At 58.9% G+C, this 19,026-nt stretch carries 16 protein-coding genes; 15 read left to right on the forward strand and 1 reads right to left on the reverse strand.

Translation table 11 applies throughout. From position 1 onward, the window contains the following. The first annotated feature begins 7 nt into the window (after positions 1-7). From C3B54_RS03920 to holA, 5 genes are all read left to right on the forward strand, one after another. A complete protein-coding gene (locus C3B54_RS03920; protein ID WP_104913336.1) occupies positions 8-1,426 on the forward strand; it encodes an anthranilate synthase component I family protein in 1,419 nt (472 codons plus the stop codon). A 4-nt stretch (positions 1,427-1,430) separates the two neighbouring features. Next, positions 1,431-3,983, forward strand: a complete 2,553-nt coding sequence (gene leuS, locus C3B54_RS03925) for a leucine--tRNA ligase (protein WP_104913337.1) — start codon at positions 1,431-1,433, stop codon at positions 3,981-3,983. Between the two features lie 95 nt (positions 3,984-4,078). Beyond that, on the forward strand, positions 4,079-4,801 hold the full coding sequence (locus tag C3B54_RS03930; protein WP_158665522.1) for an SLBB domain-containing protein: 723 nt from the start codon (positions 4,079-4,081) through the stop codon (positions 4,799-4,801). Further along, positions 4,801-7,074, forward strand: a complete 2,274-nt coding sequence (locus C3B54_RS03935; RefSeq protein ID WP_104913339.1) for a ComEC/Rec2 family competence protein — start codon at positions 4,801-4,803, stop codon at positions 7,072-7,074. The genes C3B54_RS03930 and C3B54_RS03935 overlap by 1 nt, the downstream gene beginning before the upstream one ends. A 21-nt stretch (positions 7,075-7,095) precedes the next feature. Next, positions 7,096-8,091: a DNA polymerase III subunit delta gene (gene holA / locus C3B54_RS03940; RefSeq protein WP_104913340.1), complete on the forward strand. Its 996-nt coding sequence runs from the start codon at positions 7,096-7,098 to the stop codon at positions 8,089-8,091. 128 nt (positions 8,092-8,219) lie between these two features. On the opposite strand, the gene rpsT is transcribed toward holA, so the two are convergent. Then, entirely contained in the window at positions 8,220-8,483 is a 264-nt protein-coding gene (gene rpsT, locus C3B54_RS03945) for a 30S ribosomal protein S20 (protein ID WP_104913341.1), read from the reverse strand. A 157-nt stretch (positions 8,484-8,640) separates the two neighbouring features. On the opposite strand from rpsT, the gene lepA reads away from it, so the two are divergent. The 10 genes from lepA (at position 8,641) to hemW (ending at position 18,997) form a co-directional block, all read left to right on the forward strand. Beyond that, positions 8,641-10,485 (forward strand): translation elongation factor 4, encoded by a 1,845-nt coding sequence (gene lepA, locus C3B54_RS03950; RefSeq protein WP_104913342.1) that lies wholly within the window; start codon positions 8,641-8,643, stop codon positions 10,483-10,485. Positions 10,486-10,488: 3 nt separating this feature from the next. Continuing rightward, positions 10,489-10,911 carry a hypothetical protein gene (locus C3B54_RS03955; RefSeq protein ID WP_104913343.1) on the forward strand — a complete coding sequence of 141 codons (423 nt, stop codon included), beginning with the start codon at positions 10,489-10,491 and terminating at the stop codon, positions 10,909-10,911. Further along, entirely contained in the window at positions 10,908-11,849 is a 942-nt protein-coding gene (locus C3B54_RS03960; protein WP_104913344.1) for a bifunctional riboflavin kinase/FAD synthetase, read from the forward strand. Before C3B54_RS03955 ends, C3B54_RS03960 begins: the two co-directional genes overlap by 4 nt. Further along, complete coding sequence (locus tag C3B54_RS03965; protein ID WP_104913345.1) at positions 11,846-13,087, forward strand: MFS transporter; 1,242 nt, start codon at positions 11,846-11,848, stop codon at positions 13,085-13,087. The genes C3B54_RS03960 and C3B54_RS03965 overlap by 4 nt, the downstream gene beginning before the upstream one ends. Positions 13,088-13,234: 147 nt before the next feature. Next, positions 13,235-14,173 (forward strand): deoxyribose-phosphate aldolase, encoded by a 939-nt coding sequence (gene deoC / locus C3B54_RS03970; protein WP_104914254.1) that lies wholly within the window; start codon positions 13,235-13,237, stop codon positions 14,171-14,173. After that, complete coding sequence (locus C3B54_RS03975; RefSeq protein ID WP_104913346.1) at positions 14,173-15,633, forward strand: aldehyde dehydrogenase family protein; 1,461 nt, start codon at positions 14,173-14,175, stop codon at positions 15,631-15,633. The genes deoC and C3B54_RS03975 overlap by 1 nt, the downstream gene beginning before the upstream one ends. Beyond that, positions 15,630-16,493, forward strand: a complete 864-nt coding sequence (locus C3B54_RS03980; RefSeq protein ID WP_104913347.1) for an aldehyde dehydrogenase family protein — start codon at positions 15,630-15,632, stop codon at positions 16,491-16,493. The genes C3B54_RS03975 and C3B54_RS03980 overlap by 4 nt, the downstream gene beginning before the upstream one ends. Continuing rightward, positions 16,494-17,399 (forward strand): tRNA pseudouridine(55) synthase TruB, encoded by a 906-nt coding sequence (truB, locus tag C3B54_RS03985; protein ID WP_104913348.1) that lies wholly within the window; start codon positions 16,494-16,496, stop codon positions 17,397-17,399. After that, the gene (locus tag C3B54_RS03990) at positions 17,396-17,764 is read left to right on the forward strand and encodes a hypothetical protein (RefSeq protein ID WP_104913349.1); all 369 of its coding nucleotides are present in this window, start codon (positions 17,396-17,398) and stop codon (positions 17,762-17,764) included. The genes truB and C3B54_RS03990 overlap by 4 nt, the downstream gene beginning before the upstream one ends. Continuing rightward, positions 17,765-18,997 (forward strand): radical SAM family heme chaperone HemW, encoded by a 1,233-nt coding sequence (hemW, locus tag C3B54_RS03995; RefSeq protein WP_104913350.1) that lies wholly within the window; start codon positions 17,765-17,767, stop codon positions 18,995-18,997. The last annotated feature ends 29 nt before the right edge of the window (positions 18,998-19,026 follow it).

Genomic DNA, 19,026 nt, shown 5'->3' on the forward strand with positions numbered 1-19,026 from the left:
AAAGGCTATGGCCATTCGGGCATTTCGGCGAGAATTATCCGCGCGTGCAACACCGGAGCAAATCTTCCACGAGTTGTGTGCCGACGACGACTGTGCGGTGTGGGTTGATGTCGCCGGTGACGCGCACTCCGCACACAGTGTGCTGGCCCGGGGTGAACTCCAGGAACTCTCCGGAGAAGATGCCTTGGAGCAGTTGCGCGAGCTGTGGGGGAGCGTCGCATTAGAGCCCACAGAGAACCCCACAGATGACCCCACAGATGTCAGCGTTCCGCTGGGACTTATTGTGGTGGTTCCCTATGACCACGCTGCTGTCACCATCCAACTTCCTGACAATTGGCAGCCCCTGGAGTCTTGGAGTGAACCCCTGAGGGCCGTGATTGTGCGCCAGAGCATCAGTGTGAACTGGGCGAGCGGGCTCGTCACGGCGTGGATGCTAGGCGAAGATCCGGCAGAGTGTGAACACTATTTTCAGCACGTAGAGGCGGCGCTGTCCGCTGTGTCGACTCTCCCCTCTGTGGCGTCGGTGTCTGAAGCGGTGGATGGCGCTTTCTCCAATCAAAGTGACACGTCAGTGACACAGGTTTCTGCGCGTGATCGTTGGAGGGACACCCCCAGTGAGTACCGGGAGATGATTGGCAAAGCCCTCGACGCAATTCGCGACGGAGAGGCCTACCAGCTATGTGTCACTACGCAGGTTGAGGTGAACTGTCCCCTTGCCGATTGGGAGTTGCACCACATCCTTCGACAGATTTCACCGGCACCCCATCAGGCGCTGTTGCGCCTCGGAGCTTTTTCGATGGTGTCAGCGTCGCCCGAAACGTTCTTGCGCCTCGATCGCGACGGTGAGTTGACCACCCGACCGATTAAGGGCACCAGACCTCGAGGGCGAAACGAGGAAGAAGACCGGCGTTTCATTACCGACCTTGTAGAAAGCGAAAAAGAACAGGCAGAAAACCTGATGATTGTTGACCTGATGAGAAATGATTTCTTACGGGTCTGCGCGGTCGACAGTGTCCGCGTCACGGAATTATTTGAAGTGGAAACTTTCGCCACCGTGCACCAGTTGGTATCGACAGTGACAGGCACACTGGCCGCAGGGCACGACGGAATTGACGCCATCAGGGCCTGTTTTCCGGCGGGGTCAATGACGGGAGCACCCAAGTCGCGGGCCGTCAGTCTGTTGAGCGAGTGGGAAAGCGGGCCGCGGGGAGTGTATTCGGGAACCTGGGGGTGGCTTCGAGGTGATTCCACCATGGAACTGGCCATGACAATTCGCACCGTGGTACTCGCAGACGGTGTGGCGCGGATTGGCGCGGGCGGCGGGATTACCTGGTCGTCACAAGTAGATGAAGAAGTCGCCGAAGTGGGACATAAGGCAAAAAGGCTCCTAGAGGCGCTCGGTGTGCCCACCATTGCGTATTCTTAAAGCAATGACTGAGCCCACATCCCCCGAACCGGCCGAAAGTTTCGATTTTCGTCAACTCGAACACAAATGGTCGGCAATTTGGGAGCAACTGCAACCCTTCACCGTCGATGACCCCAACGACCAGAGGCCACGCAAGTACATCCTCGACATGTTTCCCTACCCTTCAGGGGATCTGCACATGGGTCACGCCGAGGTGTATGCCCTAGGCGACATCGTCGCCCGGTATTGGCGGCTACGAGGCTTTCAAGTCCTGCACCCGATTGGTTGGGACTCTTTCGGTCTGCCTGCGGAAAATGCGGCAATCAAACGCGGGGTGGACCCCAGAGAGTGGACCTACCAGAACATCGCCCAACAGCGGCAGTCGATGAAACGCTACGCGACATCGTTTGACTGGTCGCGAGTGTTCCACACCTCCGATGAGGAGTATTACCGCTGGAACCAGTGGTTGTTTTTGCGCATGTACGAAAAAGGTTTGGCCTACCGCAAAGATTCGTGGGTCAACTGGGACCCGGTCGACCAGACCGTGCTCGCCAACGAGCAAGTCCTTGCCGATGGCACCTCAGACCGCAGCGGTGCTGTCGTGGTCAAGAAAAAACTCACACAGTGGTACTTCAAAATCACCGACTATGCCGATCGGCTGTTGGACGATTTGAACCAGCTGGAGGGTCGTTGGCCCCAAAAAGTGCTCACCATGCAGCGCAACTGGATCGGCAGAAGCTTCGGTGCCGAAGTGGACTTCGTGATTGAAGGACACCCAGAGGCCATCACCGTGTTCACCACGCGCCCGGACACGTTGTTTGGTGCAACGTTTATGGTGGTCGCCCCCGAATCTGATTTGGCTTCCGAACTGGTGGCAGGAGCCTCGCCCGAGGTGCAAGAGCGTTTTGGCACCTACTTAGAAAAGGTTCAACAGTCCTCCGAGATTGAACGACAAGATCACACCCGAGAAAAGACGGGTGTTTTTCTTGAGCGTTGGGCAATCAACCCCGTCAATGGTGAGCGTATCTCGGTGTGGGCCGGCGACTACGTGTTAGCCGACTACGGCACCGGCATCATCATGGCCGTTCCCGCACACGATCAACGCGACCTCGATTTTGCCATTGCCCATGACTTGCCGGTGCGAGTGGTTGTCGATGTCACTGCCCCTGTGACCGGGGCAATCCCGGTAGTCACCCAAGAGATGTTGGACTCGGGGGAAGTGCCCGAACTTGACCCCGTCGCGACCGGCGTCGCGCTCGCGGGCAGCGGTCGCATGATCAACTCGGGCCCTCTCAACGGCCTCAGCAAAGACAACGCCATTAACCGAATGATCGAATTGTTGGAAGAAGCCGGAACGGGTCGAGCGACGAAGACGTATCGGCTTCGGGACTGGCTCATTTCGAGACAGCGTTATTGGGGCACCCCCATCCCCATCGTCTACGACGAAGAGGGCAATGAGATTGCGTTGCCCGACGATCAGCTTCCGGTGACCCTGCCACCCAGCGAAGGTCTTGATTTGCGCCCGAAAGGCTCCAGCCCGTTGGGCGCGATTGACCACTGGGTCAACACGGAACTCGACGGTAAGCCCGTTCGCCGTGACGCTGACACGATGGACACCTTTGTGGATAGCTCGTGGTACTTCCTGCGGTTCTTGAGCGCCCACGATGACACTCAAGCCTTTGACCCAGCGGAAGTCGACAAATGGGCTCCCGTTGATCAATACGTGGGTGGTGTGGAACACGCCATTTTGCACCTGCTTTACGCACGATTCATCACCAAAGTTCTCTTCGACCTTGGGTACCTCACCTTCACCGAACCGTTTACCTCCTTGTTGAACCAGGGAATGGTCATCTTGGACGGTGCAAAGATGAGCAAATCCAAAGGCAACGTCGTGTACTTCTCGGAAGAGCTCGACAACTACGGTGTCGATGCCGTTCGCCTTTCGATGGCTTTTGCCGGCCCCCCAGAAGATGACATCGACTGGCGAGATGTCTCCCCGGTGGGGTCCCAAAAGTTCTTGGCGCGAGCATGGCGTCTCGCCAGAGACGTCCAGAGTGAACCAGGTATTGCCTTTGGTAATGGGGATGGCACTCTTCGTCGCGCCACCCACCATTTGCTAAACGACTTGCCTGGGCTCATTGAATCGTTCAAGTTCAACGTTGCGGTGGCCCGGTTGATGGAATTGGTCAATGTGGCACGCAAAACCATTGATCAAGGGCCAGGGGGAAGTGACCCTGCCGTGCGAGAAGCTGCCGAGACGGTCGCCATCGCACTGTCAATGTTCGCGCCGTACACCGCGGAAGAAATGTGGGAAATCTTAGGATTCCCGCCCAGTGTTGCCCACGCCACCTGGCCCAGCCCGGATCACACCCTTCTGGTGGAAGAGTCGGTAGTAGCCATTGTCCAAATCAACGGCAAAGTCCGCGCACGACTGGACGTGTCGCCATCGATTGGCACCGACGAACTGCGAAAGCGTGCCCTGGCTGACGAAACGATTAGTTCACTGGTTGAGGGTCAAGAAATCAAGAACCTCATTGTTCGACCGCCGAAAATTGTGAGCATCCAACTAGCCGACTAGCGTCGTTCGTCCACACCCGACGGGCCCAAAAGTCCACACCACGGCTTTGACCTAAGGCCTGGTTGGTGTTGCCAGCTGCGGTGACACTGCTGGCCATGGCAACGTGGAGTGGCACACGCGAATTCTTCCAAGGCCCCGGTGGCCGTTGGGAATTTCCCGACATTGATGACCAAACCCCGGTTGGGTTGGCATCGCCCTCAGTATCTCCCTCAGTGTCGACGCCCACCCCTGAACAGGAGCCGGCGAGAATACCCTCTGGCTATCGAATGGTCGTGGCGGGAGTAATCGGCGTCATCATCGTGGCTTGTGCCATTGCGGCTATTGGGGTGCTTGGCCAGCAATCAAATGTTCCGATCCCAGAAAGCGCGCCAGTACCTGTCCAAGAGCAGACCCCATCAGCGCCGTCGACACTGCTGGTTCACGTCAGCGGCGCGGTCAATGCCCCGGGGGTGTTAGAGCTTGAGGAGGGCTCGAGAGTATTCGACGCCGTCGATGCTGCCGGAGGGGTCACAGCGCAAGCAGATGCCGACCGGGTCAATCTTGCGCGGCCCCTGATGGATGGTGAACACATCGTCATCCCACGCGTGGGGGAAGCCCCCGCAGAAGGCACTTCCGCATCGACTGGGGAACCCATTTCTTTGTCCAGATCCCCGGCTGAAGTGTTGGTGGACCTGCCCGGGGTGGGGCCGGCGTTGGCCCAAAGAATTGTGGCCTGGCGAGACGAAAATGGCGGATTCCAACACATCGACGACGTATTGGCGGTCTCAGGAATTGGTCCCGCCACCCTGGAGGGGTTTCGGGACCAGGTCGTGCCCTAGTGGCCTCCAGTGTTCTGCAACGCCGGGACTACCGGCTGCCAGTAATCGCCCTACTGACGTGGGTGCAGATCCTTTTCACGATCGCCTCACCACTTGTCGGGGGCGTTGTGTCATTGGGAGGGCTAACGGTGCTCTTAGTCGGATGGTCCCGGTTCGGCACCCGTGTGGGGTATCGACATTTCGTGGTGTTTTGGTTGGTGGCTCTTGTGGGAGTGGGGGCGACCCTTGCCCACGATTCCCTTCGAAACCCTCCGGAGCTCCGCGGAATCGATAGTGCAGGAGACCATGAGCTGTTAGTCGTGAACGAGAACACCCTCACCCCGGGCGATCGGTTTGTGGCCATTCGGATTCTCCACGCCGACGGGCAGTCGACGCCAAGGGTTCGGGCCACACTTTTTGTTGACCCGTCACCTGAGCGGATACCGCCGGGAACACTGCTGCAGGTGACGGGCAGTGTGGTGTCCACTTCCGCCCTAGACGCGAAAGCATGGCGGGTGTTTGCCTCTGAGTTCTCGGTGTTTCAGGAGAGTTCGTGGTGGCAAGCAGGCGCTGACCGAATGCGAGAAGCATTCTTGGAGCGCTCTCTCGCCCAGGGCGGTGATGGCGGGGCGCTCTTACCCGGACTGGCCCTGGGCGACACGACCGGGGTGTCAGAGTCGCTTGAAGCCGATATGCGAAAGGTGTCGCTCGCCCACCTGGTTGCCGTCTCCGGGGCGAATTGCGCATTGGTGGTGGGGATCGCGGTGGCAATCACTGCGCTTTTTGGCGGCGGTGTGCGGATGAGGCTTGTCGTCGGTGTTGTCACATTGGCGGGTTTCGTGCTTTTGGTCACACCGGAACCCAGCGTCATCAGGGCTGCGGTGATGGCCACGATTGCCCTGGGTGCTATCGCCTGGGGGCGTCCGGGCGCAGGAATTGCTGTGCTTTCCCTCACAGTGTGGGTGTTGTTATTGGCTGATCCTTGGCGGGCTGTCGAATTTGCGTTCGTATTATCCGTGGCGGCAACAGCCGGCATTGTGTTGGGTTTGCGGCCAATGGCGGGAGCTCTTACCAGGGTGATGCCGGTGTGGTTGGCCTGGTGGGTGGCATTGCCTTTGGTGGCACAGCTTGCCGTCCAGCCCATCATTGTTCTTCTTAGGCCCACACTTCCGCTCTATGCAATCCCCGCCAATGTGCTGGCCGCACCGTTTGTTCCGGCAGTAACCGTCTCGGGGCTTGTGGGAAGTGTGTCGGAGCCGTGGTGGCCGTGGCTATCACAACAGTCCGCTGCAATCGGCTGGTGGCCCTCTACGGCAATCGCAGCAATTGCACGGGCCACCGCCCGGGCACCCGTGACGGAGCTGCCTTGGTTTCCCGGACTGGCGGGGGTGCTGGCTGCTGCCGTGCTCTCCAGCGTGGTCTGGTGGGCAATCTGGCGCGGAAGGATGGTGTTTGCCGGTGTTGGCGCGATTATTGTCATCACCGCCACAGTGGTGGCCTCGAGCGCACCCCAAATTGTTGCCCGGTTGGCCAGACCGGCACAGTGGCAGGTTGCTCAATGTGACGTCGGTCAAGGCGACGCCCTTGCCGTGCGCACGTCACAGGGCGTGCTCTTTATTGATACCGGTGATGACGAACAGCTCCTTCGCCAGTGCCTCATGGTGTTGGGGATTAACCGGGTGGAATGGCTGCTGCTCACCCATTTTGATCGCGACCATGTGGGCCAATCCGCGGTGTTCCACGGGAGGGTCGGAACGGTACTCACCGGGCCCACCGACAACAGTGAGGACGTGTCCCGGCTGGCGGATCTATCCCGCGCCGGCGCCACTATTCGCCCCGTTCGCGCAGGCGAGAGTCTGGATTTGGGCGACTACACCCTCAACATTCTGTGGCCGGGCAGCCAAACACTCTCCGAGCCAGGAAACGATTCGAGTCTTGTGGTGTGGCTCGAGCCGCACCACACAGCCGGGGTGTCGATGCTGGCACTGGGCGACCTGGGAGAAAGGGCTCAATCCATTCTCCGGTCACGACTGCCCGAGAGTCCCCTTGACGTGGTGAAGGTGAGCCATCACGGGTCAGCCAATCAATCAGCTGCCCTCTACCAAGAACTGGGCGCATCGATCGGATTGATTGGGGTCGGAGCGGATAACAGCTACGGCCACCCCGCCCCCGCGGTCACCAGCCTCCTGGAGTCCCTGGGCGCCCATGTCCTGCGAAGTGATCAGCGCGGAACCCTTACCCTCCACCGAGGTGTGACGGGTGTCATCGAGTTGTGGTCGGAGCGCGATGGTTAGGCTGGGCACTCAGGGAGAGTGATGGCAGCGAAAACACAAGAGGTGCCGTGGTCTGGTATCCGGGAAGCGCCCGTCATTTTATTGACCGGTCCGGAAGCTTTCCTTGCCGATCGCGCCGTCCGGGCGCTCGCGGATCGTCTTCGCTCGGTAAGTCCTGAATTAGAAATTGTCGACATTGACGCATCGACTGCAGGCTCTGGTGAGGTAAGCCAAGGGGTCAGCCCGTCGCTGTTTGGTGAGCCACGGATGGTCCGAGTGTGGGGTTTTGAAAAGGCCACCGATGGTGTTTTGGCCGATGTTCTGGACTACCTGGACTCTCCGGATCCAGCAGTGACTTTTATTGTTCGGCATTCGTCAGGAAACCGCGGAAAAAAAGCCCTCGATGTGATCAAAGCACACGGCGGCGACTGGCTTGTCGTCACCGCACACGAACTCAAATCGGACAGGGATCGGGCGCAATTTCTTCGACAAGAAGCGCAGAGTCTGAAAGTTCGACTGCAGCCCGACGCCGAGCAGCTCTTAATTGATTCTCTTGGTAGCGATTTAGCGGAACTCCACGCCGCGTTGAGTCAACTCGCGGGCGATTTGGGCGAAGAGGCGACGATTAGCCGAGACATCGTCAGTCGCTATTACGGCGGAAGGGTCGAAACGACCAGTTTTGAACTCGCCGAACTCGCCATTGGTGGCCGTCGCGGAGATGCCCTGATTGCGTTGCGCCAGGCCCTCCACGCGGGGGTGGAACCGGTGTTGATTATTGCGGCACTGGCTCACAGCCTTCGGCAGATGGCCCGTGTCGGAGGATCCAGAGGGTCGGTTGCGGACGTGGCCAAAGAATTGGGGGTGCAAAGCTGGCAGGTTCAGCGCGCACGCTCACAGCTTCAAGGGTGGGACGAAGTGGGTCTTGGTGTGGCGATCATGGAGGTTGCTCAAACCGATGCCGCCATCAAAGGTGTCGGCTTACAGCCTGATTACGCCCTAGAGCGCGTGGTGGACATCGTCGCCAGGCGGGGCCAGTAGTACGGGTCCCCAAGGGACTATTTTCTGCGCTCTACGAGGTGAGAAAACGTCCGAGAGGACGCTTGGCGGTTGCCTTACCGGGGCGTACTAGACAAGAACGGGGTAGTGAGGCCCCGAAACACCAGGTGTTAGGACAGCCGTGATGCCTGAGCGGCGATCGCCGACTTGCGGTTAGCGGCCTGGTTTTTGTGGATAACGCCCTTGCTGACAGCCTTATCGAGTTTGCGGGTCGCGACCTTGACTGCCTGTGCTGCTTGTTCTTTGTCCCCAGCGTCAATGGCCTTGCGGGCGTGACGAACAGCCGTCTTCAGCTCGCTTTTGACCGCGCGGTTTCGCTCCTGAGCTTTCAGGTTGGTCTTGTTGCGCTTGATTTGCGACTTAATGTTCGCCACGTGCTACTTCTCTTTCGTCGAAAGGACTGGATACCACTGCATCGAGCAGGGAAAACCGTGAATAAGCGGCCATTACATCGAAACGTTCGGCCAGCGTCACACGATACCACCCGAATGGGTGAGTGACCAAGCCCAGAGCGTGGGAGAATCATCGGTAATGTCTCATTCTCCCGCGCCGCTTGTTCCCGCGGCGACCGAACCTGGTCGTCTGCGCAACTTTTGCATCATCGCTCACATCGACCACGGCAAGTCGACTTTGGCCGACCGCATGTTGCAACTGACCGGCATTGTCGACCAGCGTGCAATGCGCGAGCAGTATCTCGATCGAATGGATATTGAACGCGAGCGAGGCATCACCATCAAGAGCCAAGCAGTCAGGATGCCCTGGGTGGTCGAGGGTGAGATGTTTGCCCTCAACATGATTGACACCCCCGGACACGTGGACTTTTCCTACGAAGTCTCTCGTTCTCTCGCAGCATGTGAGGGGGCCATCCTGCTGGTCGACGCCGCGCAAGGTATCGAAGCGCAAACGCTGGCCAACCTCTATCTGGCATTAGCAAACGACCTTGAAATCATTCCCGTGTTGAACAAGATCGATTTACCGGCGGCCGAACCGGAGCGCTACGCCCAAGAACTCGCCCAGCTCATCGGCTGCGACCCGGGTGATGTGTTGCGCGTCAGCGGGAAAACGGGTGCGGGTGTGGCTGAGCTACTCGACCGTGTGGTGGAAAGGGTGCCTGGTCCCACCGGCGACGCCGACGCCCCGGCACGGGCACTGATTTTCGACTCGGTGTACGACGCCTACCGTGGCGTGGTCACCTACGTGCGAATGATTGACGGCCATTTGGCGCCGAAGGACCGCATTGTCATGCTTTCCACTAGGGCGCAACATGAGCTGTTAGAAATTGGTGTCAGTTCCCCTGAGCCAACTGCTTCAAAAGGCCTTGGCGTGGGAGAAGTGGGGTATTTGATTACGGGTGTGAAAGACGTTCGCCAATCGAAAGTGGGCGATACGGTGACGCTCGCCAAAAATGGCGCGGTTGACGCCCTGCCCGGCTATGTGGAGCCCAAACCGATGGTGTTTTCGGGGCTATACCCGGTTGATGGGAGCGATTACCCCGATCTCCGGGAGGCGCTTGATCGCCTCAAACTCTCCGATGCCGCCTTGGTGTACGAACCGGAAACCTCTGTCGCGCTGGGGTTTGGTTTCCGCTGTGGCTTTTTAGGGCTGTTGCATTTAGAGATCGTGCGTGAGCGTCTCGAGCGAGAGTTCGGGATCGAACTGATTGCGACCGCTCCTTCGGTGGTCTACGAAGTGCAATTGGAAACCGGTGAAGCACTTCAGGTGACTAACCCGTCCGAATTTCCGACCGGCAAAATTGCCACCGTGGAAGAACCCGTAGTGAACGCAGCGATCTTGGCCCCGAAAGACTATGTCGGGACCATCATGGAGCTGTGCCAGTCGAGGCGCGGGGCGTTGCAGGGAATGGAATATCTGGGTGAAGACCGGGTGGAAATTCGCTATGTCATGCCGTTGGCCGAAATTGTTTTTGACTTTTTCGATCAGTTGAAATCTAAAACCGCGGGCTACGCCTCATTGGATTACGAACCCTCTGGACTCCAGGAAGCCGAACTGGTGAAAGTCGATATCTTGCTCCAAGGTGACCGGGTGGACGCATTCAGTGCCATTGTTCACAAAGACAAGGCCTATGCCTACGGGGTCATGATGACCGGACGACTGCGGGATTTGATTCCTCGGCAACAGTATGAAGTCCCCATTCAGGCGGCCATTGGTGCCCGGGTCATTGCCCGCGAAACCATTCGTGCGATGAGGAAAGATGTCCTCGCAAAATGCTACGGCGGTGACATCACCAGAAAGCGCAAACTCTTGGAGAAACAAAAAGAGGGTAAGAAGCGAATGAAAATGGTGGGACGTGTCGAAGTTCCCCAAGATGCGTTCATTCAAGCCCTCTCGGGTGATACGGAAAAGAAAAAGGACTAACGGGTGGCTGGCGGTTCAACCACACGCGGGGGAGTGTTCACCACTCTCGCGTCGATTTATGTTGTGCTGACACTGGCGGCGCTCGGCCGATCCGGCTACCAAATTGCGACCAAGTTTTCTGATGCCCCCACGGCGTATGTGTTGAGTGCCTTCGCGGCTGTGGTGTACCTGCTGGCCACAGTGGCGCTCATTGCCTCCACCTCACACACGACCAGAACGTTGCGCGTGGGTCGCATTGTCGCTCTGGTCGCGCTCACTGTGGAAGCCCTAGGTGTTGTGGGTATTGGCACCCTGAGCCTGTTTCGCCCGGAGCTGTTTCCGGCCGACACTGTCTGGTCGAACTACGGTGCCGGATACCTCTACATCCCCCTCGTGTTGCCCTTTATCGGCTTGTGGTGGCTGCGCTCATCGAGGGAGGCCCGATGACTTCGCTACACCCTGCCGTGTCGTGGTCTCTCGAGGACCTGCCCGGCCCTGACACACCACGTGTGGTCACCATTGGAAAGTTTGATGGTGTTCACATCGGACACCGGGAAGTAATCGCCGAGCTCGGGCGCATCGCACCCCACGCCGAAGCGACGGTGGTGACTTTCGACCGCCATCCCAAAGCTCTCCTCACTCCCGATGCTTCCCCCCTTCCCCTGGTGAGCACCCAGCAGAAAGTTGAATTCTTGGGTGGGGCCGGAGCGAGCCGTGTGGCCGTCATTCCCTTCACAAGAGAATTTGCCGACTTGAGCCCTGAAGATTTCGCGCGCACTGTTTTGGCCGAAGGTTTAGGCGCCACAGCAGTGTTGGTGGGTGGTGATTTTCGCTACGGGCATTTAGGTGCCGGAGACGTGGACACCCTCCGGGCAGAAGGCGAGCGGTTAGGCTTCGACGTCCACACGGTCGCTGATGTCGTCCACGACGAGGGTGAGCGCATTTCGTCGACCAGGATTCGGCGACTACTCGACGACGGTGACGTGTCACGAGCCGCACAGTTACTGGGCCGGCATCACCAGCTTCGAAGCACTGTGGTGCAGGGGTACCAGAGAGGCCGTGAATTGGGCTACCCGACAGCCAATCTGGAAAACCCGCCAGAGGGTTTTGTTCCACGCGATGGTGTGTATGCGACGTGGGTGGATGTTGATGGTGTTCCCTACCAGGCGGCGACGTCCATTGGGGTCAATCCCACTTTTGGTGACGTCTCGCAACGCATGGTGGAGTCTCACCTTTTCGGGTTTGATGGCCTTCTCTATGGTTCCCGGGTGACGGTGCATTTTGTGGAATTCATTCGAGGGATGAACAAATTCCCGGACGCGAAAAGCTTGGCCGATCAAATGGCTGCCGACGCCGCACAGATTAAAAACATCCTTTCCCGATGACCTCATCGGGAACCACAGCACTCCACCCCCGCAGTATTACCTGGTGGGGTATTGCGGGTGTGCTCCTACTCGCTCTTGGTGCCCGAACGGGTGTCGCAGCCCTCTCCCCCATTGCCGCAGAAGTAGAACTCGATGTGCCTTTAAATGGTTTATGGCTGGGTCTATTGGGGACAATCCCGCCCCTGGCCTATGCGGTTGCGGGGGTATTCACCCCCCGCATCGCCAGGGCGCTGTCTTTGGAAGGTGTCGCGGTACTGGTGTCGGTCGTCACCGCCCTGGCCCACGTCTCCCGCGGATTTACTCCCCACTATTGGGGCCTGTTTATTGCGACCATCGTGTTAATGCTCGGTGTGGGGTCGATTAATGTGATCCTTCCTGGTCTGGTCAAGCTCTACGCTCCAGGGCGTATCGGACAGATCACATCGCTGTATTCGACAGCGATGGCCCTTTCTACCGCTGCACCGGCTGGGGTCGGCTTGTGGCTTGCGGAAGCTTTCGACTGGCGCTGGTCGCTTGCCAGTTGGGCTCTGCTCAGCATTGTGGCAATGGTGCCCTGGCTGGTTCTGCTGCGTTTTGCGTGGAGCAGGCGCACTGCGGAAGCCGCGGTACTGAGCGAGCTGCCCGCACTGCCTTCTCTGGGCGCTTTGTGGAAATCCCCGACAGCGCGAGCAATTACGCTGATTTTTTCTGTCTCCGGCGTGACGGCCTATTCGATCTTTGCGTTGCTGCCCCCGGTCCTCATCGAACAGGCTGGGGCAAGTGCCGGAGAGGCCGCGTTCGCGTTGACACTGTTTTCGCTCACGGGAATTCCCATGTCGCTCACCATTCCTTTGCTCGCGGTGAGAAAAGGGTGGCCCTCGCGGCTTGTCGTATTTGCTGCCGGAAGTGGGGTGAGTGGATTTCTTGGGCTGGCTCTTGTGCCCGAGCTGGCGCCGCTGTTGTGGACGGTGCTGGCTGCCCTCGGCACGCTGTCTTTTTCGATGGCTCTGGCTCTCATTGGTGCGAGGACCGCAACTCACCAGATGGCCACGAATCTCAGCGGTTTTGTGAACACGGTCGGGTATCTAGTAGCTGGGGTGGGTCCGGTGGTGACCGGGTTGCTTCATGAACTGACCGGCGAGTGGATCTGGAGTCTGTTCGTCCTGGCCGGACTGTCTCTTCTGGCCTTGCCCGCCTCAGCAGTTTTCGCCCGGGAAAACACGGTCGAACATGAGCTCTCTGGTTCGACGCCGAATTAGACGTACTACGCTCGAAGCGTCTCTTAGAAGGCTCTGTGATGGGGCGTCCAGCAAGGTCAGGAGTGGTCAGTGTCTGCGGTGAAACCCTCGAGCGCCCTGTCGCCCACCAGCAGAGCGCGAGCCGTCCTGGGTGGCGAACTGAGCGAAATGGCACTGCGCCGTTACTTGTCCGGCTTGCCCGCTGTTGATGCGGTGGGGGCCGCCCAAAGGGCCGCCCATTTTCAGACCAGGTCGATTAAAACCGAGAGCAAAATATGGGGACTTGACACCGCGATTTCGATGGTGGACCTCACGACCCTAGAGGGCGCTGACACTCCAAATAAAGTGCGCACCTTGGCCCACAAAGCGCTTTTCACCGATCCACTCGATCCCACAGCACCCCGAGTGGCCGCCGTCTGTGTCTATGGCGACAGGGTCGCTGATGTGATTGATGCGTTGGGTAGTGCCCACCTGAGTACAGACCCTGAGGGTGTGGCGGTCGCTGCGGTAGCGACCGCTTTTCCCAGCGGTCGCGCCAGCATGCGGGTGAAAATCGCCGACACGGAAGATGCTGTTGCGGCGGGTGCCGACGAAATCGACATGGTGATCGACCGAGGTGCGTTCCTCTCCGGTCGTATCGGTGAAGTCTTTGACCAGATTGTGCAAGTGAAAGAAGCGACGAAACGGCCAGATGGCTCTCACGCACACTTAAAAGTGATTTTGGAAACCGGTGAACTCCAGACACTCGATAACGTTCGACGCGCCAGCCAGCTGGCGATTCTGGCCGGCGCCGATTTCATCAAAACATCGACCGGAAAAGTGTCGCCGGCGGCGACCCTCCCCGTGTCGGTGGTCATGCTGGAGGCAGTGCGCGACTGGCATTTAGCGACCGGAGAGTATGTGGGTTTCAAACCCGCCGGAGGTATTCGTAGTGCAAAAGATGCCCTTCGCTACCTGGTGGCGGTTGCCGAAACCGCTGGTGAGGCGTGGCTGACCCCGAACCTGTTTCGGTTTGGTGCATCGAGTCTGCTGAACGACTTGGTGATGCAACGACAAAAGATGACCACCGGCCATTACAGCGGCCCCAACTATGTGAGTGTGGACTAATGGGTTTTCTTGACTACTCACCTGCCCCCGAATCGACGGGCATCGTGTCACTGGCCGACGAATATGGCCTATTCATCAACGGCGAATTTCGCCCAGGTCGTGGGGGAGTATTCGACAGCATTTCCCCCGCCACGGAAGAAGTCCTCACCCGGTTTAGTGAAGCCAGTGAAGAAGACGTCGACTATGCAATCGGCCAGGCCCGAGCCGCCTACGACAAGGTGTGGTCCAAAATGCCGGGCCGGGAGCGCTCAAAGTACCTTTTCCGCATTGCCCGCATCGTCCAGGAGCGCTCCCGCGAACTGGCGATCGCCGAGACAATGGACAACGGCAAGCCGATCAAGGAAACCCGGGATGTCGACATTCCCCTGGTGGCTGCCTGGTTTTTTTATTACGCCGGTTGGGCCGACAAATTAGAAGAAGCTACAGGCTCACATCAGCCCCACGCCTGGGGGGTCGTTGGCCAGGTGATTCCGTGGAACTTTCCGCTGATGATGCTTGCCTGGAAGGTTGCCCCCGCACTCGCTGCCGGAAACACGGTCGTATTGAAACCCGCAGAAACCACTTCGGTGACGGCCATGCTGTTTGCCGAAATCTGCCAACAAGCAGGTGTGCCCGCCGGTGTGGTCAACATTGTCACCGGAGCGGGAGCGACCGGACGTGCACTGGTGTCACACGCGGGCATTGACAAAGTGGCCTTCACCGGGTCAACCCCTGTCGGTCGGGAGATTGCCAAAACGTTGGCGGGACGCCCCACAGCACTCACCCTCGAATTGGGGGGCAAAGGGGCAAACATTGTGTTTGACGACGCCGCGATGGATGAAGCCGTCGAAGGCATCATTTCGGGAATCTTCTTCAACCAAGGCCACGTCTGCTGCGCGGGCTCCAGACTGCTGGTGCAAGAAAATGTTCATGACGAGCTCCTCGCACGCCTCACCAGCCGCATTCAAACGCTGCGCTTAGGTGACCCGCTCGATAAAAACACGGACATTGGGGCCATTAACTCTCGCGCCCAACTAGACACCATCAGTACTCTCACCCAAAGCGGAGTAGATGAGGGTGCAAGCATCTGGCAGTCAGACTGCGCGTTGCCCGAGCGGGGCTTCTGGTTCCCCCCGACTGTCTTCACCGACGTGTCGACCAGTCACCGGATCGCCCAAGATGAAATCTTCGGTCCCGTCCTGTCGGTTTTGACCTTCCGAACACCAGATGAAGCAGTCGCAAAAGCCAACAACACCCCGTACGGGTTGAGCGCAGGCGTCTGGACCGAAAAGGCCAGTCGAATGCTCGCCGTAGTCGATCGGTTACGCGCCGGAGTGGTGTGGTCCAACACGTTTAACAAGTTTGACCCGACCAGCCCCTTTGGCGGATACCAAGAATCTGGCTACGGCCGTGAAGGCGGGTTGCCTGGACTACTCAGCTACCTTCGTCCTCACTCCGTTCCTGCGGGAGGAAAACAATGACCCGGCTCGACGTGAAAAAGACCTACAAGCTCTACATCGGGGGAGCTTTTCCTCGCAGCGAATCGGGCTACACCCTCCAGGTCACGACCACCAAAGGTGAGCACCTCGCCAATGTGGCCCAAGCCAGTAGGAAAGACGCCAGAGACGCCGTATCAGCGGCCAGGGGCGCACAGTCAGGTTGGGCGGGTGCGACCAGCTACAACCGAGGCCAGGTGCTCTATCGCATTGCCGAAATGTTAGAGGGCAGGCGCGAAGAGTTCATTGACGGCATCCGACACTGTGAAGGTGTCAACCAGCGCCAAGCAGCCCAACAGGTAGACCAGGCGATTGATTCGTGGGTCTGGTACGCAGGCTGGGCGGATAAATACGCCCAACTAGTGGGGTCAGCAAACCCCGTTGCCGGACCATACTTCAACCTGTCGGTGCCAGAACCGACCGGAGTGGTGGCAGCTTTCGCGCCAGCCGAACAAAAAAACGCCAGCCTTCTCGGCCTGGTGCGCACCATCGCCCCCATCATTGTCTCCGGAAACACTGTGGTCATCTGGGCTCACCCCAGCCAACCAATACCCGCAATGACGTTTGCCGAAGTGCTACACACCAGTGACGCACCCGGCGGAGTGGTCAATATCTTGACCGGCCTGAGGGATTCGGCCGCGCCGTGGCTTGCCACCCACGCCGATGTGGGAGCAATGGACCTGATGGGTGCCACCGAGTTGGACTGGGCCTCACTGGAAGCAGAAGCCAGTGCGACACTAAAGCGTGTGCTCACACCCGTCAAAAGTGTCCCCGAGGAGAGTCTTGCGCGGATCACCGCGTTTACTGAGGTGAAAACCGTCTGGCACACCAAGGCGATGGGGTAAATGCTCCAAGGAATTGTCCTTGTCGATAAACCACAAGGCCCCACAAGTCACACCGTGGTGGCCATCGCGAGGAAACGACTCGGCCTGAAAAAAGTGGGCCACGCCGGAACCCTAGACCCGATGGCCACAGGACTCTTGGTGCTCGGCGTGGGGCCGGGAACAAAGCTGTTGACCTACTGCGTCGGAATGGACAAAACCTACAAAGCCACAATCCGGTTGGGTCAAAACACCCACACCGATGACGCCGAAGGCGAGCCCATTGGTGAACCCGCCGGCACCGATGTGCTGGATGCGCTGGATGAGCAACGCATTCGCGACGCCATGGCCAGCTTTGTCGGCGAAATTGACCAAGTCCCCTCTAGCGTGAGCGCGATCAAAGTTGACGGGCAGCGAGCGTATGACCGGGTACGCGCCGGTGAAGACGTGGAGCTCGCCTCCCGTCGGGTTACCATCAGCACACTAACTGTGGAATCAATCCGTCGTGATGGTGCCCTGTGGGATATCGATGTAGAAATTGATTGTTCGTCGGGTACCTACATTCGGGCGATTGCCCGCGATGTGGGACAGGCTCTTGCCGTAGGCGGTCACCTCACTGCTCTTCGTCGCACCCGGGTCGGACCCTTTGACGTGGCAGACGCGATCGAACCCGACGACATCGAGCCCTCAGCCCTCATTCCCCTGGGTGATGCGGCTGGCCAGGTTGCGCCAGTGTGTGCGTTGAGCACCACTCAGAGTGTGGAAATGCGACACGGTAAAAAAATCTTCCTTGACCCACCAGAAGGCTCACGACCCGGTGAACCTGTTGCCTGTGTGAGCCCAGAAGGCGAGCTTGTTGCAATGTGCCGGATTGACCACAAGGTGGCGCATATTCTGGTGGGGTTTCCGGCCGCGGAAGGTGGGTCATGATCGAGTGGTTTAGCTACAGCGTTATCGCTCTGGCTCTGGTGTCCACCCTGGTGTCCGTGGGATTTGCTATCGCCGGATCGCCCCCCAACGACTACACCCTGGGGCTCACCGCACTACTGGGGTTATCGATACTGGCCCAGGTGGTCATCACGATTTGGCTTCAGGTCGCAGGCAGTAGCCCGACGGGGGACATTGTTGAGTACTGGGCGTATCTCGCTACAGCGCTGGTGCTGGCACCCGCAGCAATCGCGTGGGGCCTCATTGAACGCTCCCGGTGGGCCACGATCGCGCTCGCAGTGGTGGGTTTTTCGCTTGCGGTCATGATGTACCGGATGCACGAAATCTGGTTTGTTCAGGTGATGTAGGTGGCGTCGTTGCCCGAGGGCGATATTCCTCCCACTGACGGGCTCTTGCCAGAGCAAGCCCGAGAGGGAGCTGCCGCCAAAGATTTTGGGGTTTACATTCACGTGCCTTTTTGTACCGTGCGCTGTGGTTACTGCGATTTCAACACCTACACGCCCGGGGAACTTCCTGAGGTGAGCCCGGAGGATTACCCCGAGCGGGTGTTCCAGGAGTTGGACTTTGCTGCTGGTGTACTCGATGCCTCGGGTGTGCCAAAGCGTGAAGTGCAGACCGTGTTCATCGGTGGCGGTACTCCCACTCTGTTGGCACCGTCCCGGTTGGGGCAAATGCTCAGGAGGGTGGACACACTGTGGGGAATGTCACCTCGCGCAGAGGTCACCGTGGAAGCAAACCCGGACACGTTGGATGCTCAACGCCTTGTGGAACTCGCGGCACAAGGGGTCACTCGGGTTTCGGTCGGGGTGCAGTCATTTGTCCCCCACGTATTGTCCACACTGGATCGAACGCACAATCCGGGCAGTGTCCCCGACGTGATCAGGGCAGCGTCAGACGCCGGGCTACAGGTGTCTTTGGATTTGATTTATGGCACACCGGGAGAGTCCTCCGCCGATTGGCAGGAGAGCCTTGATCGTGCGTTGGAGCTTGAACCCGACCACATTTCCGCCTATTCACTCATTGTGGAACCAGGGACCGCGTTGGCCAGACGCATCCGTAGGGGGGAGCTGGAAGCGATTGATGAGGACACTCAGGCGAGTTTTTATGAACAAGCCGATGAGACCTTTCGCGACGCCGGCTACGAGTGGTACGAGGTGAGCAACTGGTCACATACTTCTGAGGGGCTGTCTCGCCATAACCTCAGCTACTGGTTGGGCTCTGACTGGTGGGGTATCGGACCCGGCGCTCACTCCCACATCGGTGGGGTGCGTTGGTGGAATGTGAAACACCCACGGGCCTATGCCGATCGAGTGAAAGCTGGGCACTCGCCCGCGTTGGGGCGCGAAGTGTTGGATGAACATACTCGTTGGGTGGAAATGGTGATGCTGGGTCTTCGCACCCGACAGGGACTGGCGATTGATTCACTGACCGACCACTACCCGCCGGCTGGAGCCATTCTGCACGAGGCACTCGACGCGGGTTGGCTGCAGCCTGAAGCGTTTACTGCCGGTCGGGTAGAGCTCAGCCTGAAAGGCAGGCTGCTTGCTGATGGGTTGTCGGCGCGGCTGACAGGAGGCTAGGGCAGTTTTCAGGACCACGGTCTGCGCGC

This window comes from Pontimonas salivibrio (assembly GCF_002950575.1).
In the GTDB taxonomy this organism is placed as follows: Bacteria; Actinomycetota; Actinomycetes; order Actinomycetales; family Microbacteriaceae; genus Pontimonas; species Pontimonas salivibrio.

What these genes read in the sequence shown, in the direction of transcription:
- C3B54_RS03920 (WP_104913336.1), top strand. Translation starts at nt 8, where the DNA reads ATGGCCATTCGGGCATTTCGGCGAGAATTATCCGCGCGTGCAACACCG.
- leuS (WP_104913337.1), top strand. Translation starts at nt 1,431, where the DNA reads ATGACTGAGCCCACATCCCCCGAACCGGCCGAAAGTTTCGATTTTCGT.
- C3B54_RS03930 (WP_158665522.1), top strand. Translation starts at nt 4,079, where the DNA reads ATGGCAACGTGGAGTGGCACACGCGAATTCTTCCAAGGCCCCGGTGGC.
- holA (WP_104913340.1), top strand. Translation starts at nt 7,096, where the DNA reads ATGGCAGCGAAAACACAAGAGGTGCCGTGGTCTGGTATCCGGGAAGCG.
- lepA (WP_104913342.1), top strand. Translation starts at nt 8,641, where the DNA reads ATGTCTCATTCTCCCGCGCCGCTTGTTCCCGCGGCGACCGAACCTGGT.
- C3B54_RS03960 (WP_104913344.1), top strand. Translation starts at nt 10,908, where the DNA reads ATGACTTCGCTACACCCTGCCGTGTCGTGGTCTCTCGAGGACCTGCCC.
- C3B54_RS03965 (WP_104913345.1), top strand. Translation starts at nt 11,846, where the DNA reads ATGACCTCATCGGGAACCACAGCACTCCACCCCCGCAGTATTACCTGG.
- deoC (WP_104914254.1), top strand. Translation starts at nt 13,235, where the DNA reads ATGGCACTGCGCCGTTACTTGTCCGGCTTGCCCGCTGTTGATGCGGTG.
- C3B54_RS03975 (WP_104913346.1), top strand. Translation starts at nt 14,173, where the DNA reads ATGGGTTTTCTTGACTACTCACCTGCCCCCGAATCGACGGGCATCGTG.
- C3B54_RS03980 (WP_104913347.1), top strand. Translation starts at nt 15,630, where the DNA reads ATGACCCGGCTCGACGTGAAAAAGACCTACAAGCTCTACATCGGGGGA.
- truB (WP_104913348.1), top strand. Translation starts at nt 16,494, where the DNA reads ATGCTCCAAGGAATTGTCCTTGTCGATAAACCACAAGGCCCCACAAGT.
- C3B54_RS03990 (WP_104913349.1), top strand. Translation starts at nt 17,396, where the DNA reads ATGATCGAGTGGTTTAGCTACAGCGTTATCGCTCTGGCTCTGGTGTCC.